General features: G+C 72.0%; 13 protein-coding genes and 1 pseudogene. 7 read left to right on the top strand and 7 right to left on the bottom strand.

What is annotated here, in order from left to right:
* Positions 1-160 precede the first annotated feature (160 nt).
* Complete coding sequence (serC, locus tag KV557_RS37780; protein WP_218206142.1) at positions 161-1,279, top strand: phosphoserine transaminase; 1,119 nt, start codon at positions 161-163, stop codon at positions 1,277-1,279.
* Positions 1,280-1,460: 181 nt separating this feature from the next.
* Here the strand turns inward: serC and KV557_RS37785 are convergent, their stop codons facing one another.
* Positions 1,461-2,228 carry an SDR family oxidoreductase gene (locus KV557_RS37785; RefSeq protein ID WP_218206143.1) on the bottom strand — a complete coding sequence of 256 codons (768 nt, stop codon included), beginning with the start codon at positions 2,226-2,228 and terminating at the stop codon, positions 1,461-1,463.
* An 84-nt stretch (positions 2,229-2,312) separates the two neighbouring features.
* On the opposite strand from KV557_RS37785, the gene KV557_RS37790 reads away from it, so the two are divergent.
* Positions 2,313-2,915, top strand: coding sequence for a TetR/AcrR family transcriptional regulator (locus KV557_RS37790; protein ID WP_218206144.1), 603 nt, complete (start codon positions 2,313-2,315; stop codon positions 2,913-2,915).
* A 7-nt stretch (positions 2,916-2,922) separates the two neighbouring features.
* Here KV557_RS37790 and thpR read toward each other — a convergent pair whose 3' ends face one another.
* Positions 2,923-3,510, bottom strand: a complete 588-nt coding sequence (thpR, locus tag KV557_RS37795; RefSeq protein ID WP_218206145.1) for an RNA 2',3'-cyclic phosphodiesterase — start codon at positions 3,508-3,510, stop codon at positions 2,923-2,925.
* Between the two features lie 46 nt (positions 3,511-3,556).
* Between thpR and KV557_RS37800 the strand changes: the two genes are divergently transcribed.
* Positions 3,557-4,075: a GNAT family N-acetyltransferase gene (locus tag KV557_RS37800; protein WP_218206146.1), complete on the top strand. Its 519-nt coding sequence runs from the start codon at positions 3,557-3,559 to the stop codon at positions 4,073-4,075.
* 49 nt (positions 4,076-4,124) lie between these two features.
* On the opposite strand, the gene KV557_RS37805 is transcribed toward KV557_RS37800, so the two are convergent.
* Both KV557_RS37805 and KV557_RS37810 read right to left on the bottom strand, forming a co-directional pair.
* The gene (locus KV557_RS37805) at positions 4,125-5,699 is read right to left on the bottom strand and encodes an MFS transporter (protein ID WP_308130270.1); all 1,575 of its coding nucleotides are present in this window, start codon (positions 5,697-5,699) and stop codon (positions 4,125-4,127) included.
* 119 nt (positions 5,700-5,818) lie between these two features.
* Positions 5,819-6,253 carry a MarR family winged helix-turn-helix transcriptional regulator gene (locus KV557_RS37810; protein ID WP_218206147.1) on the bottom strand — a complete coding sequence of 145 codons (435 nt, stop codon included), beginning with the start codon at positions 6,251-6,253 and terminating at the stop codon, positions 5,819-5,821.
* Positions 6,254-6,459: 206 nt separating this feature from the next.
* Here KV557_RS37810 and KV557_RS37815 point away from each other — a divergent pair, with 206 nt between their 5' ends.
* Both KV557_RS37815 and KV557_RS43615 read left to right on the top strand, forming a co-directional pair.
* Complete coding sequence (locus KV557_RS37815; RefSeq protein WP_218206148.1) at positions 6,460-6,864, top strand: VOC family protein; 405 nt, start codon at positions 6,460-6,462, stop codon at positions 6,862-6,864.
* 485 nt (positions 6,865-7,349) lie between these two features.
* A pseudogene (locus KV557_RS43615) lies at positions 7,350-7,814 on the top strand (MHYT domain-containing protein); the annotation flags it as partial.
* A 173-nt stretch (positions 7,815-7,987) separates the two neighbouring features.
* On the opposite strand, the gene KV557_RS37820 reads toward KV557_RS43615, so the two are convergent.
* From KV557_RS37820 to KV557_RS37830, 3 genes are all read right to left on the bottom strand, one after another.
* Entirely contained in the window at positions 7,988-9,715 is a 1,728-nt protein-coding gene (locus tag KV557_RS37820) for a hydrogenase maturation protein (protein WP_218206149.1), read from the bottom strand.
* A 173-nt stretch (positions 9,716-9,888) separates the two neighbouring features.
* On the bottom strand, positions 9,889-10,809 hold the full coding sequence (locus KV557_RS37825; protein WP_218206150.1) for a DUF4231 domain-containing protein: 921 nt from the start codon (positions 10,807-10,809) through the stop codon (positions 9,889-9,891).
* A gap of 177 nt (positions 10,810-10,986) precedes the next feature.
* Complete coding sequence (locus KV557_RS37830) at positions 10,987-12,447, bottom strand: NCS2 family permease (RefSeq protein WP_218206151.1); 1,461 nt, start codon at positions 12,445-12,447, stop codon at positions 10,987-10,989.
* Between the two features lie 242 nt (positions 12,448-12,689).
* Between KV557_RS37830 and KV557_RS37835 the strand changes: the two genes are divergently transcribed.
* The gene (locus KV557_RS37835) at positions 12,690-12,992 is read left to right on the top strand and encodes a DUF2530 domain-containing protein (RefSeq protein ID WP_218206152.1); all 303 of its coding nucleotides are present in this window, start codon (positions 12,690-12,692) and stop codon (positions 12,990-12,992) included.
* 52 nt (positions 12,993-13,044) lie between these two features.
* Positions 13,045-14,952 (top strand): HAD-IC family P-type ATPase (locus KV557_RS37840; RefSeq protein WP_218206153.1); only part of this gene is annotated, 1,908 nt, incomplete at its 3' end.

Consider the following 14,952-nt stretch of genomic DNA (forward strand, 5'->3'; position numbering starts at 1 on the left):
GCACCCGGTTGCACCGTTTCTGAGCAGTTGCACCCCCTCTGAGCAGCGGGTCCGGCCTTCGCCGGGCCCGCTGTTCGCGCACCTGCGAGCCGTGAAGATCACAGTCTCAGCGGGCGGACGACCGTATCCGCGCCCATACGGCGGCCGGTAGGCTGCGCGCGTGGCTCAGATCCGGATCCCCGCTGACATCAAGCCCGCAGACGGCCGTTTCGGCTGCGGACCGTCCAAGGTGCGCCCCGAGGCCCTGAGTGCCCTCGCCGCCACCCAGACCTCCCTGCTCGGCACCTCGCACCGCCAGGCCCCGGTCAAGAACGTGGTCAAGCGTGTACGCGAGGGCGTGAGCAGCCTGTTCTCGCTGCCCGAGGGGTGGCAGGTGGTGCTCGGCAACGGCGGCTCCACCGCCTTCTGGGACATCGCCGCCTTCGGCCTGGTGCGGGAGAAGTCCCAGCACCTGGACTTCGGCGAGTTCTCCTCGAAGTTCGCCTCCTCGGTCAAGGCCGCGCCGTGGCTCGCCGAGCCGAGCGTGATCAAGACCGCCCCGGGCACCCACCCCCTGCCGGTCGCCGAGGCGGGCGTGGACGTCTACGCGCTCACCCACAACGAGACCTCGACCGGTGTCGCGATGCCGATCAAGCGCCCGGCCGGCGCGGACCAGGGCTCGCTGGTGCTGGTGGACGCCACCTCGGGCGCCGGCGGCCTGCCGGTCGACATCACCGAGACCGACGTCTACTACTTCGCCCCGCAGAAGTCCTTCGCCTCCGAGGGCGGCCTGTGGCTGGCCGTGTTCTCCCCGGCCGCCCTGGAGCGCGCCGCCGAGATCGCCGGCTCCGGCCGCTACATCCCGCCGTTCTTCGACCTGCCGACGGCCATCGACAACTCGTCGAAGGACCAGACCTACAACACCCCGTCGATCGCCACCCTGTTCCTGCTGGCCGACCAGCTGGAGTGGATGAACGGCAACGGCGGGCTCGACTGGGCCGTCGCCCGTACGGCTGATTCCTCGTCCCGCCTGTACGCGTGGGCCGAGAAGTCCTCCTTCGCGACGCCGTTCGTGGCCAACCCCGCCGAGCGTTCGCAGGTCGTCGGCACGATCGACCTCGACGAGTCGGTGGACGCCGCCGCGGTCGCCAAGGCACTGCGTGCCAACGGCATCGTGGACACCGAGCCGTACCGCAAGCTGGGCCGCAACCAGCTGCGCATCGCGATGTTCCCGGCGATCGACCCGGCGGACGTCGAGGCGCTCACGCACTGCATCGACTACGTGGTCGAGCAGCTCTGAGCAGCTTCACCGACATGACGAGGGCCACCGCCTGCGGGCGGTGGCCCTCCGTCGTTTCGCTACCGGTTGACGAGCGAGCTGATCAGCACGACGACCAGCAGCAGCACCAGGGCGCCGGTCACGATACGCATACGAGTCTTGGGATCCACGGTCAACGAGCGTACCCCCGGCTCACCCCCGGCTAGACGGCGAGGCCCGCCCCGCCAGTGGCGTCCAGGTTCTGCCCGGTGATCCAGCGGGAGTCGTCCGAGGCCAGGAAGGCCACGACGTCGGCGATGTCGGCCACCTCGGCGACCCGGTTGAGCGCCGTGTAGCCGGCCACCCGGACCTGCTGCTGCGCGTCGTCCAGCCACGGGTTGATGTCGGTCGGAACAATGCCCGGGAGCACCGAGTTGACGGTGATCCGGCGTGCCCCGAGCTCCTGGGCGAGGGTCAGGGTGAGCGTGTTCAGTGCGCCCTTGGTCATCGAGTAGGCGATGGCGGACGGAAACGCCACCCGGGTGACGCCCGAGGAAACGTTGACGATCCGGCCGCCGTCGCGCAGCCGGTCCAGGCCGTGCTGCGCGATGAAGAACGGCGCCTTCGCGTTGACCGCGAACACCCGGTCGAAGCCGTCCTCGGCCACCTCGTGGATCCGCCCGAACAGGCCGATCCCGGCGTTGTTCACCAGGATGTCCAGGCCCTCGCCGCCGCCGTGCTCCGCCAGCCCCCGGTCGAAGGCCGCCCAAAGCGCCTGCGCGTCGCCCGGCACGCCCAGTTCGGCGCCGATGGCGAAGGCCCGCCCGCCGGCCTGCTCGATGGTCTTGACGACCTCCTCGGCCGCCGCCGCATTGCTGCCGTAGTGCACGGCGACCAGCGCACCGTCGCGGCCGAGCCGTTCGGCGATGCCCCGCCCGATGCCCCGGCTGCCGCCCGTCACCAGTGCCGTCTTCCCTGCCAGCGCGCCCATGGCCACGCCCCCTCACTTCTGTAGCGGTCGCTAATGAAAGGAACCGTAGCACGCCTTCTGTAGTGCTCGATATAGAATTGGCCCATGGCCACCACTCCCGCCGCCGGAACGCGCGGCCGCCCCCGCTCCTTCGACCGCGAGGCAGCCCTGGAGCAGGCCCTGCGCCTGTTCTGGCAGCACGGCTACGAGGCGACCTCGGTCGCCGACCTGACCGCCGCCATGGGCATCCGCCCGCCGAGCCTGTACGCCGCCTTCGGCGACAAGCGGACACTCTTCGCCGAGGTCGTCGCCCGCTACCGGGAGAGTCACGGCGCGTACACGACTCGTGCGTACGCCGAGGAACCCACCGCCCGGGCCGGCGTGGCCCGGATGCTGCGCGAGGCCGCCGCCGAACTCGCCGACCCGGAGCACCCGTGGGGCTGCCTGATGATCAGCTCGACGGTCAACTGCACGTCGCCCGAGGTCGCGCAGGCCGTGCGCGAGCAGCGCAACGCCAACGTGCGCGCGCTGGAGTCCCGGATCCGGGCCGACGTCGCGGCCGGCCGTGAACCAGCCGACACCGACCCGGCGCTGCTCGCCCAGTTCACCGCCGCCGTGCTGCAGGGCATGTCGCAGCGCGCCCGCGACGGCGCGGGCCGGGCCGAGCTGGAGCAGGTCGCGGCCGCCGCGATGCGGGTCTGGCCGTAGGAACCGATCAGCTCCAGTCGGCCAACGGCCAGGCGCGGACGGTCTCGTAGTGCACCAAGCCGCCGTCCAGCCTGCTCTCCATCAGGTGCAGCTCGGCGGCCTCCCACTCCGGCCCCTGGTACTCGGCCAGCGCCATCGCCAGCCCGTCCAGCTCCGCCGCCGCGACCCGTTGGACGGCCCGCCGATGCCCGCGCGAGGAGCCGGCCCGGGCGAGGGTCAGGTGCGCGTGGAAGTTGAACGTGTCCACCTCGCCGGTGAAGTCCGCAGTGGCCTCGTACACGGCCTCGGCGAGGCGGCGCAGTGCCCAGGTCTGCCCCTCCACCCCGGCCCAGAGCACCCGGTCGCCGAACCGGCCGGCCCCGGAGATCCGCAGCCGGTGCACCGGGTGGGTCTCGGCGACGTCGGCGAGGCCCGCCTCCAGCTCCGGCAGCCGGTCCTCCGACACCTGGCCGAGGAAGGCCAGCGTGAGGTGCCAGCCCTCGACGGTGGTCCAGCGCAGCCGGTCCGCCCCGGGCAGCCCGCGCACCGGCGCCACCGCGTCGAAGAGCCCCTGCAACGCCTCGACCGGCGGGAGCACCGCCACAAAGAGCCTCATAGGGACATCTTCCCGCGCGAGGCCGTTTGGGCTAGAACAGTTCTCCATGAAGATCCGCAACGGGGGCCCCGACGACATCCCCGACATCCTCGCCCTGCTCGACGGCGCCGTGGCCTGGCTCGCCGGCCAGGGCCGCACCGGCCAGTGGGGCGACCAGCCCTTCTCCACCGTCCCGGCCCGGGTCGAGCACATCGAGAAGTACGGCCGCGACCCGTTCCTGATCCGCCTCGCGGTCGACGACGAGGGCCGTACCGTCGGCTCCTGCGTCCTGTCCGAGGATCGCGGGCCGTACATCCCGGCCGTGGACGAGCGCGAGCTGTACGTCCGCAACCTGGTCACCGACCGGACGCGCACGGGCGCGGGCATCGGCGCCGCGCTGATCGCCGACGCGCTCGACGAGGCCCGCCGGCGCGGCATCGGCCTGCTCCGGGTGGACTGCTACGCGGGCGCCGACCGCAAGCTGGTCGGCCAGTACCGCGCGCTCGGGTTCACCGAGAGCGTGTCCTTCGAGGTCGAGCAGCCGAACGGCGTCTGGCCCGGCCAGGTCCTGGAGATCCGGATCTGACGCGCCATCGGACCCCGGGGGCTTCGCGCCTCCGGGGCCTGACCAATCATCAGCAGGCTGGCACCAGCGCCGACTTGGGCGTGGCGACGGTACGCGGCACGAAGGCCACCACCCGGCCGCCGCGTCCCGGGTGCAGGTCGAACCGCACCCGCAGGTCCGCGCTGCGGGCCAGCACCAGGCCGACCGCGCCGGCGGCCAGCGCGGACACCAGCCCACAGGCCAGCAGTCCGAGCCGGGGCCCGTACGAGGCGGTCACCCAGCCCACGATCGGCGCACCGATCGGCGTGCCGCCGGTGAAGACCAGCATCAGCAGGCCCATCACCCGGCCCCGCATCTCGGGGTCGGTGGCCAGCTGGAGCATGGAGTTGACCGAGGTGTTGAAGCTCAGCCCGCACACCCCGATCAGCGTCAGCAGCACCGCGAAGGTCCAGTAGCCGGGCGCGAACGCGGCCACCATCTCCAGCACGCCGAAGCCCAGCGCCGCCGCCACCAGGCGGCGCAGCCGGGGCGCGCCCCGACGGGCCGCGAGCAGCGCGCCGGCCAGCGAACCGACCGCCATCGCGGTGTTCAGCAGGCCGTACTGCCCGGCGCCCACCTTGAAGGTGTCGTAGGCGAAACCGGAGAGCAGCGTCGGGAAGTTGAAGCCGAAGGTGCCGATGAACCCGGCCAGCACCATCGGCCAGAGCAGCTCGGGCCGCTCCTTCACGTACCGCAGGCCCTCGCGCAGCTGCCCCTTCTCGCGGGCGATCGGGTCGGTCGGGCGCAGTTCGCTCTCCCGCATGGCGAGCAGCCCGCCGATCACGGCGGCGAAGGACAGCGCGTTGACGGCGAACGCCCAGCCGCTGCCGACCGCGGCGATCAGCAGGCCCGCGACGGCGGGGCCGACCAGACGCGCGGTCTGGAAGTTGGCGGCGTTCAGGCTGACCGCGTTGGCCAGGTCCTTCGGACCGACCATCTCGGACACGAAGGCCTGCCGGGTCGGGTTGTCCACCACGGTGACCAGGCCGAGCAGCAGCGCGAACCCGTAGACGTAGTACGGCGTCACCACTCCGCCGACGGTCAGTACGGCCAGGCCCGCGGCGAGCAGGCCCATGGCGCCCTGGGTGTAGATCAGCAGCCGGCGCTTGGGCATCCGGTCGGCGAGCACGCCGCCGAACAGGCCGAGCAGCAGCATCGGCAGGAACTGCATGGCGGTGGTGATGCCGACGGCGAGCGGGCTGCCGGTGAGGCTGAGCACCAGCCAGTCCTGGGCGATCCGCTGCATCCAGGTACCGGTGTTGGACACCACCTGGCCGGCGAAGTAGTAGCGGTAGTTGCGAACGCGCAGGGAGGAGAACATCCCCCCGGGCCTCGTGAAGCGGGCGCCTGTGGGAAATGAGAGGGGCCGAGCGGAGCTCGTCGCTGAAAGGGTGGCGGTGGGCGACGGGTGGGACGCGTGGCTGCGGCCGGGAGCGGCGGGGTCGTCCGCCGCGGTGCGTTCGTCGGGGTCGTCGTCGCCGTTGCCCGGCAGCCCCGTGGGGGCGGGTGCCTGGGAATCGGCGGCCGCGGCGCTCGCCGCGGCGGGGTCGGTGGTCGGCTCGTCGGTACGGATGGCGGCGGCGCTGGCTGCGGCCGGCGGTGTCACGGTGTTCTCCCCTCGCGGCGCGACGGCCCGTACGACGGCCGTCGCGCTCCTGGATTCGGTGGTCGGTCCTGCGGTGATGCGGTACTCCTTTGTCTTCCGGCTTGCCGGAGTCGGTGTGCCTAGAAGTGTGCGAGCTTGTAGAGCACGGGCGCGGCCTCCCGGAGGACGGCCCATTCCTCCTCGTCGAGCCCCTCGGCGAGCTCGGCGAGCCAGGCGTTGCGACGCCGGCGGCTCTCCGCCAGGATCACCTCGGCCTGCTCGGTGCTGCTGACGACCACCTGCCGGCGGTCCTCGGGGTGCGGCTCCCGCCGCACCAGCCCCTTCTCCTCCAGCATCGCGACGATCCTGGTCATCGAAGGCGGCTGCACGTGCTCCTTCCGGGCGAGCTCACCCGGCGTCGCCTTCCCGCACCGGGCGAGGGTGCCCAGCACCCCCATCTCGGTAGGACTCAGCGACTCCTCGACCCGCTGGTGACGCAGGCGGCGGGCAAGGCGCATCGTGGACGACCGCAGCTGACTGATCGCTGCGAGGTCCTGCTCGGACATCTCGGGCATGTTCTTTAGCTTACGTCATTACTCTCGCTAAGGAAAATTGGTTCCCGTACACCCCGCAGTTCACCGCCGCGACCCCGCCGTTCACCGCCGTTCGCCGGCGTTCACCGCCGCGCCAGAAGATCGCCCCGGTGCCATGCTGGTCGTAGGTCTCGATCCGATGCGCCACCGGGCGCCCGCACTTCCCCTCCCAGAAGGGCCGACCAGACATGTCCGACCTCGCCGCCGAACAGGCCGAACAGAACGACACCGGCTTCGCCCGGCTCGCCATGGTCACCATCGACTGCGCCGACCCGGTCGCACTGGCCGCGTTCTACGGCGAGTTGCTGGGGTGGGAGACGCGGCACGCGGACGAGCACTTCGCGATCCTGGACAACCCGGAGGGCGGCAGCCCGCTGGGGTTCGGGCGGGTACTCGGGTACCGGCCGGAGCCGTGGACGGAGCCGGACGGCAGCAAGCACTTCCACCTGGACTTCTACGTGGACGACCTGGAGGAGGCCACCGCGAAGGCGCTGGCGCTGGGGGCGACGGAGCCGACGTACCAGCACGGGCGGACGCTCAAGGTGCTGATCGACCCGGCCGGGCACCCGTTCGGGCTAGCTCCCCTGGAGTAACGGACAAGCCGGCTGGGTGGCCATGCGCAGGCGGTGTCAGGGGTTGGTGCCAAGATCTTGCAGACCTCGTAAAGAGCCATGCTGACCTGGGACTTCACGAAACAGTCGAACCTTGTGCGACTGGCGGGTAATGGCTACTGTCCCCGTTGTCAGGGGCACCACACGCCAGGTCTCCCCTCGGCGGACCCTGTCCGTGCCCATCTCTGCACGTAGTCCATCGGCCATGCCCTCCCGGCCGCCCGCGTCCGCCCGAGCCCTGGCGCCCTCATCCCCTCGTCCAGGGAGCTCAATTGGGTGAGATCCATCATGCCGACCACGGCTGGGTGACACCGGCGGTCTCGTACTTCATCGCCTGCCTCGGCGCCTTCGTCGCCCTGCGCAGCGCCCGCTGGGCACTCGTCTCGCACGGCCGCACCCGGATCAACTGGCTCCTCTTCGCGTCGACTTCGCTCGGTGCCGGGATCTGGTCGATGCACTTCATCGCGATGCTCGGCTTCTCCGTCTCCGGCGTAGACATCACCTACAAGCCGGGACTGACCGTGCTCAGCCTGGTGGTCGCGATCGTGGTGGTCGGCATCGGCCTGTTCACCGTCGGGTACAGCCGCCGCCCGGTCCTGTCGCTGCTCGCCGGCGGGCTGACCACCGGCCTCGGGGTCGCGGCGATGCACTACCTCGGCATGGCGGCGATGGTCCTGCCCGGGCACGTCGGCTACGACCACACCACGGTGGCGCTGTCGATCGGCATCGCGGTGTTCGCGGCGACGGCCGCGCTCTGGGCCGCGCTGAACATCAAGGGCACGCTCGCCGTCCTGGCGGCGGCGCCGGTGATGGGCGTCGCCGTCTGCGCGATGCACTACACGGGCATGGCGGCGATCGCGGTCCAGCTCGACTTCTCGCAGAACACCCAGGGCGGCGTGATGGCCCTGGAGTTCATCTTCCCGCTCGGGGTCGGGCTCGGCTGCTACGTGTTCTTCGGCGCGCTCGCCTTCGCGGTGTCGCCGAGCCGGAGCGTCACCCAGCCCGTCATGGTCGGCCCTGCCGCGCCGCTGGCCTCGCGCCGGCCGCTGAGCGCGCAGTCGCGCCGGCGCGGCTTCATGCTTCTCGGACCGACTGGTTCGGGGCTCTATTCGGGCCGGCTCTGTTCGGGCCGGCCGAGCAGCCCGGTCAGGTGCTCCGGCGTGGCCACCGGGCAGACCTTGTGCACGAAGTTCCGCCGCAGCGTGTGGTACGGCTCGTCCGCCCGGTAGAAGTTGGCGTGCATCCGCCGCAGCTCCTCCGCCCGGTAGTCGGCCAGCGGCTTGGCCTCCTCGTCCGCGGCCCGGCGGCGCTTCTTGTCCACCAGCCGCCCGGTGAGCTCGGGCGAGGCGGCGAGCCGGGCGGCCTCGCGGGCCACCCAGCGGCGGAACCCGGCCGCGTCCCCGCCCGCCGTACGGTCCACCAGGCCGATCCGGCGCGCGTGATCCGCGCCGAGCGGCAGCGCCTCGGTGGTGAGCCGCTCGGCCTGCTCGGCGCCGACCCGGCCCGGCAGGGTGTAGGTCCAGTACTCGGAGCCGTACAGGCCCATCAGCCGGTAGTGCGGGTTGAGCACTGCCGACTCGCGGCACCACACCTCGTCGGCGGCGATCGCCAGCATCAGCCCGCCGGCGGCGGCGTTCCCGGCCAGCGCCGAGACGGTCAGCTTGTCGGTGGTGGTGAGGATCGCCGCCACCACGTCGTCCATCGCGTTGATGTTCTCCCAGGACTCCAGCGCCGGGAAGGGCGCGCCCTCGATGACGTTGAGGTGGATGCCGTTGGAGTAGAAGTCCCGGGGCGCACCGAGCACCAGCACCGAGGTGGGCCGGTCCGCGGCCTCGCGGTAGGCGGCGAGCAGGCGGCGGCACTGGTCGGTGCTCATCGCCCCGCTGGGGAAGGCGAATTCGAGGAAGCCGACCTCGCCGTCCTCGTGGTAGCGGATCTCCGACCAGGTCGCGCGGCGGGCCGCGGCCGACGGGGTCACCGGCACCTCGCAGACCCGGTGCAGCTCGTCGGCGAGCACCGTCGCGGCCGGCTGCTTGAAGGTGGCCGGCCCGCCCGGGGTTCGGCGCGGGCGCAGCTGCGCGATCCAGACCGCGCCGTCCACGGTGGCCCGGCAGATCGCGCCGTCGCGGGTGGCGAGCACGGCGCCGGGCACGGGGCCGCGCAGCTCGTCCTCGGGGTGGCCGCCGTGCAGGAAGTACTCGCGCCCGTACAGCTCGTCGAGGACGCCGGGCTGGGAGTCGGCGGCGCGGAGCTTGCGCAGCACGGTGGCGGTGTCGTCGGCGGCCCAGTCGATCCGGCGCACGTCCTGCCGGAGGAACGGCCGCAGCCGGCCGTGGACGTCGGGCCGGTCGTAGTCGAGCGGTTCGGGGGTGAACAGCCCGCCCTCGTAGCGCTGGACGGCCAGCAGGACGGCCTCGACGGCGGCGTCGGCGACCTCGTTGCGGTACAGCTCGCTCTTGCCGCAGTCGGCGACCGGGAACTCGACGGAGGCCCAGATGTCGCCGGCGTCCATCTCCTCGACGGCCTGCAGGACGGTGACGCCCCAGCGCTCGGCGCCCTCGGTGATCGCCCAGTCCAGCGAGGACGGGCCGCGGTCACCCTTCGGGCCGGGGTGCACGATGAGGACGGTCCGGCTGCGCCAGATGTCCTCCGGCACGGCCTTGGTCAGCATCGGGCAGAGGATCAGCTCGGGGTCGGTGCGGTCCACCGCGGCCCGCATCTGATCATCCCCGAGGGCGAGTTGGACGGCGACCTGGTGGCCGCGTCCGCGCAGCTCGGCGTGGACGCGCTGGGTCAGGCTGTTGAACGCGCTGGCGATCAGGAGAATGCGCAAGGGGGGCCTCCGGGCAGGACTGGGGTCGCGCGGAGGCGATGAAACCAGGACATGGACACGTAACGATTACGTTTGGCGCGTTCTCGCCCGACCCTCACGTACCCCGCACACCTGTGTCCTCGGGATGACGCGTGCGTCGCCGGATCTCCGCAGCCCCTCCCCCGATCCCCCCTTTACCTCGGGAACGCCCGGCGGGCCCGCCAGGTGGTGTGCTCGCGCGACACCGCGTCCTCGGCCTCGGCCGCGAGCCGGGCCCAGCGGGCCTCCGCGTCCGGCCCCCGGAAGTCGAGGTCGGACAGCTGGTTGCCGACGTTCTCCAGCTCGCGCGCGGCCAGCTGGTAGGCGGCGGCCAGCGGGCGGAGCTGCTTGAGCTGGGTCCAGGCGATGATCGACGCGGCCGCGGCCGAGCTGGCCCCGAAGACGTGCACCTGGAGGGCGCCGGTCGCCTGCGCGATGGCGGCCGCCGCACCGATGATGATCAGCGCCGCGATGCCGAGCCCCCAGGTCACCGCCTGCGACTCGCAGGCCTCGGCCCGGGACCGGTACCAGGTGCGCTGGCCCTCGACCCGGGTGCGGAGGTAGAGCGTCCGCCGGGCGGTCAGGTTGCCGGCCCGGACCCGCCGCATCTCCGGGGTGATCTCGGGGACGGTGCCGGGCGGCACGATCTCCGGGTCCTCGAAGGCCCGCAGCACGTCCTCCAGCTGCAGCAGGTAGCCGCGGTCCACGTCGGCCGACTCCGCCTCGCCGTCGAACGGCCGGGCCCGGACGGAGTACTTCCAGGCGAGCGTCTTCACCGACTCGGCCGCCGCCCGCGCCTCGTACCAGCGCCCCTGCGGGTTGCTGCGGCGCAGCCGGGACCAGAAGTAGCCCGCGATCAGGAACGCCACCACCGAGAAGAGTGGCGTGATGTCGCTGTCCCCGTTGTCCGGCCCGGGGAACGAGCCGACCACGGCGGCGATCACCAGCATCGCGATAAGCCCGCGGTACCACCGCAGCGTCTCGCGCTGTCCGTCCAGCGAGGCCTTGTCCGCCGTCCAGAACAGCTCCGGCAGCAGCTTCGCCTCGTCTCCCCCGGGCGGATCCTGTTGCACCATCGGTCGAGTCCCCTCCCCGTCTCCGTCCAGGCAGTATGCCCACCGCCAACTGCCTCACACAGGCGCCTTTTTGACAGCTTCGCGCGGCTCCGGAAACGCCGTGGCCCCGCCCTCCCGGAGGAAGGCGGGGCCACGTGGGACCGCAGGACGTCGGAGCAGGACGTCAGAGCATTGGCGTCAGAGCAGGCCGAAGGCCGGCATCAGGTAGTAGAAGGCGAACACCGCCGCCACCGCGTACAGCGGGATCGGCACGCTGCGGCCCCGGCCGGCGGCGATGCGCAGGATGCAGAAGACGATGAAGCCGGAGCCGATGCCGTTGGTGATCGAGTAGGTGAAGGGCATCATCACGATGGTCAGGAAGGCCGGGATCGCGATGGTGTGGTCGGCCCAGTCGATCTCCTTGATCGAGTTGGCCAGGATCAGGAAGCCGACGGTGACCAGGGCCGGGGTGGCGGCCTGGGCGGGGACCATGGTGGCGAGCGGGGTGAGGAAGAGGGCCACCACGAAGAGCAGGCCGGTGACGATCGAGGCGAAACCGGTGCGGGCGCCCTCGCCGACGCCGGCGGTGGACTCGACGAAGCACGTGTTGGCGGACGAGGAGGTGGCGCCGCCGGCCGCGGTGGCGATGCCGTCGACCATCAGGATCTTGCTGATGCCCGGCAGGTCGCCCTTCTCGTCGAGCAGGTGGGCCTCGTCGGCGACGCCGAGGATCGTGCCCATCGCGTCGAAGAAGCACGACATCAGCACGGTGAAGACGAACAGCGCGCCGGTCAGCACGCCGACCTTCCCGAAGCCGCCGAACAGGCTGACCTTGCCGACCAGGCCGAAGTCCGGGGCAGCGACCGGGCTGCCGGGCCACGCGGGAACGGTCAGGCCCCACTTGAGCGCCGGGATGTCGACCAGCTTGTCGATCACCACGGCGACGGCGGTGCTGACCGCGATGCTGATCAGGATCGCGCCGGGCACCTTGCGGATCACCAGGACCAGAGTGAGCAGCAGGCCGATCACGAAGACCAGCACCGGCCAGCCGAGCAGGTGGCCGGTGCCGCCGAGCTGGAGCGGGACGGTGGTGTGGGCGGCGTCCGGGATGCGGCTGACGAAGCCGGAGTCGACCAGGCCGACCAGGCTGATGAACAGGCCGATCCCGATCGCGATGGCCTTGCGCAGGCCGAGCGGGACGGCGTTCATGACCCGCTCGCGCAGGCCGGTGGCGACCAGCAGCATGATCGCGAAGCCGGCCAGCACGACCATGCCCATGGCGTCCGGCCAGGTCATCCTGGGCGCGAGCTGGAGCGCCACGATGGTGTTGACGCCGAGGCCGGCGGCCAGGCCGATCGGGACGTTGCCGATGACGCCCATCAGCAGGGTGGTGAGGCCCGCGGTGAGGGCGGTCGCGGTGACCAGCTGGGCGCTGTCCAGGTGGGTGCCGTTCAGGTCCGTGGCGCTGGCCAGGATGATCGGGTTCAGCACCAGGATGTAGGCCATGGTGAAGAAGGTCGCCACGCCGCCGCGGATCTCGCGCGGCAGGGAGGAGCCGCGCTCGGTGATCCGGAAGTAGCGGTCCAGGGCGCCGGACGGGGGCCTGGGCGCGGTGGCGGCGGGCTCGGGCGACTCGGTGGTCGACGGGACCACAGGCATGCGTGCGTCCTCTGTGGGGGGCGGAGGAGAGGGTGAGAACGCCCGGGGCGACGGTGGCCGGGCGCGGAACTTTAAGTATGGTTTCCTGATCGCACACACGCTATCTTCGCGCGTAGAGCCTGCCTGCGGCCCGCATAGAGCCCGCCCTCAGCCCACATAGAGCCTCCCCCCGGCCCGCATAGAGCCTGCCCACAGCCCGCAGGGCAACGGCCGAGCGCCCACCGCACCGTACGCTAGGCCCCATGCCCAAGACCCCGCTGCACCCCTCGCCCCCTCCTCTGGAGGCCAACGACGTCGCGATCGTCGGCGGCGGCACGGTGCTGTGGTTCGTCGCCTTCCTGGCCCTGCTCCCGTTCCAGGGCACCCTCTCCGACCACGGCCACGGCACCTGGCCGTGGATCTGCCTGGCCGGCGGCCTGCTCGGCCTGATCGGCCTCTGGTACTGCCGCGCCCGCCGGAACGCGATCGCCCGCAGCCGCGCCGCCGAGGCGGCGCACCGGGCCGAGGATGGGGACGGTCAGGACCCGGCCACCCGGTCGGACTGAATGGTCCTTTAGTAGCACGCATCGGACAAAAGGCACCCGTAGAGTCGGTGCCATGACGCAGCCTGCCCACCCCGCGGAAGAGCAGCCCGGCGACGGCGACCGGCCCGATGGTGCGCACCCCCTCGGGCTCCTGCCCGGCCGCCGTGGTGGGCTGAGCAGCTCCGAGGTGGCCGAGCGGATCGCCCGCGGGCAGGTCAACGATGTCCCGGTACGGTCCAGCCGCTCCGCCAAGGAGATCGTCCGGGCCAACGTCTTCACCCGCTTCAACGCGATCATCGGCGTGATGTTCGGGATCATCCTGATCGTCGGACCGATCCAGGACGGCCTGTTCGGCCTGGTCATCGTCGCCAACACCGCGATCGGCATCATCCAGGAGCTGCGCGCCAAGAAGACCCTGGACAGCCTGGCGCTGATCGGCGAGGCCCGCCCGCAGGTCCGCCGGGACGGCGCCGTCCAGCAGATCGCCGTCGCCGAGATCGTGCTCGACGACACCGTGCTGCTCGGTATCGGCGACAAGGTGATCGTCGACGGCGAGGTCACCGAGGCGGACGGCCTGGAGATCGACGAGTCGCTGCTCACCGGCGAGCCCGACCCCGTCCTCAAGCAGCCCGGCGCCCAGGTGATGTCCGGCAGCTTCGTGGTGGCCGGCGCGGGCGCGTTCACCGCCACCCGGGTCGGCCGCGAGGCGTACGCGGCACAACTGGCCGAGGAGGCCAGCCGGTTCACCCTGGTGAAGTCGGAGCTCCGCAGCGGCATCAACAGCATCCTGCGGTTCATCACCTACCTGCTGATCCCCACCGCCCTCGGCCTGATCATCAGCCAGCTGGCGGTCGAGGGCCGGGACTGGCGCGAGGCCGTGCGCCGCATGGTGGCCGGCATCGTGCCGATGGTCCCGGAGGGGCTGGTGCTGCTCACCTCGGTCGCCTTCGCGATCGGCGTGATCCGGCTCGGCCGCAAGCAGTGCCTGGTGCAGGAACTCCCGGCGATCGAGGGGCTGGCCCGGGTCGACACCGTCTGCCTGGACAAGACCGGCACCCTCACCGAGGGCGGCATGGACGTCATCGACCTGCGCGTGCTCTCGAACGGCGAATCCGGCGCGATCGCCCCGGAGACGATCGAGCACGCGCTCGGTGTGATGGCCGGCGCCGACGCCCGCCCCAACCCGTCCATGCAGGCCGTCATCGACGCGTACGGACGCGGCGACGGCTCCCCGGGCGACCGCCCCCCGGGCGACGGCCGCGCGGACGGCGGCAGCAACGGCTGGCGGGTGATCGAGGCGATGCCCTTCTCCTCCGCCCGCAAGTGGAGCGGCGTGCAGCTGCTGGAGCCGCAGGGCGGCGAGGCCAGCTGGCTGCTCGGCGCCCCCGACGTCCTGCTGCCCGCCGGCCACCCGGCGCTCACCGAAGTGGACGAGCTGGGCGCCAAGGGCCTGCGCGTCCTGCTGCTCGGCCGCACCCCCGTCCCGCTGGACTCCCCCGACCCGGCCGCCGGCCTCACCCCGCTCGCCCTGGTCGTGCTCCAGCAACGGCTGCGCGAGGACGCCGCCGCCACCCTGCGGTACTTCGAGGGGCAGCACGTCCGGGCCAAGGTGATCTCCGGCGACGCGGCCGTCTCGGTCGGCGCGGTCGCCGGCCACCTCGGCCTGCCCGGCGCCGACCGCCCACTGGACGCCCGCACGCTGCCCGCCGAGCCGGAGGCGCTCGCCGACGCCGCCGAGCGAACCAGCGTGTTCGGCCGGGTCAGCCCGCAGCAGAAGCGCGAGCTGGTCGGCGCCCTGCAGTCGCGCGGCCACACCGTCGCGATGACCGGCGACGGCGTCAACGACGTGCTCGCGCTCAAGGACGCGGACATCGGCGTCGCGATGGGCACCGGCAGCGACGCGACCAAGGCGGTCGCCCAGATCGTGCTGCTGAACGACTCCTTCGCGACCCTGCCCTCGGCGACCACCGACGGCAAGATC

Origin of the sequence: Kitasatospora aureofaciens (assembly GCF_019192735.1) — a bacterium.
In the GTDB taxonomy this organism is placed as follows: Bacteria; Actinomycetota; Actinomycetes; order Streptomycetales; family Streptomycetaceae; genus Kitasatospora; species Kitasatospora aureofaciens_A.

Excerpts from the sequence above, each read along its gene's own strand:
- KV557_RS37835 (WP_218206152.1), top strand. The coding sequence starts at position 12,690 with ATGCCCAAGACCCCGCTGCACCCCTCGCCCCCTCCTCTGGAGGCCAAC.
- KV557_RS37825 (WP_218206150.1), bottom strand. The coding sequence starts at position 10,809 with ATGGTGCAACAGGATCCGCCCGGGGGAGACGAGGCGAAGCTGCTGCCG.
- thpR (WP_218206145.1), bottom strand. The coding sequence starts at position 3,510 with ATGAGGCTCTTTGTGGCGGTGCTCCCGCCGGTCGAGGCGTTGCAGGGG.
- KV557_RS37790 (WP_218206144.1), top strand. The coding sequence starts at position 2,313 with ATGGCCACCACTCCCGCCGCCGGAACGCGCGGCCGCCCCCGCTCCTTC.
- KV557_RS37785 (WP_218206143.1), bottom strand. The coding sequence starts at position 2,228 with ATGGGCGCGCTGGCAGGGAAGACGGCACTGGTGACGGGCGGCAGCCGG.
- KV557_RS37830 (WP_218206151.1), bottom strand. The coding sequence starts at position 12,447 with ATGCCTGTGGTCCCGTCGACCACCGAGTCGCCCGAGCCCGCCGCCACC.
- KV557_RS37810 (WP_218206147.1), bottom strand. The coding sequence starts at position 6,253 with ATGCCCGAGATGTCCGAGCAGGACCTCGCAGCGATCAGTCAGCTGCGG.
- KV557_RS37815 (WP_218206148.1), top strand. The coding sequence starts at position 6,460 with ATGTCCGACCTCGCCGCCGAACAGGCCGAACAGAACGACACCGGCTTC.
- KV557_RS37800 (WP_218206146.1), top strand. The coding sequence starts at position 3,557 with ATGAAGATCCGCAACGGGGGCCCCGACGACATCCCCGACATCCTCGCC.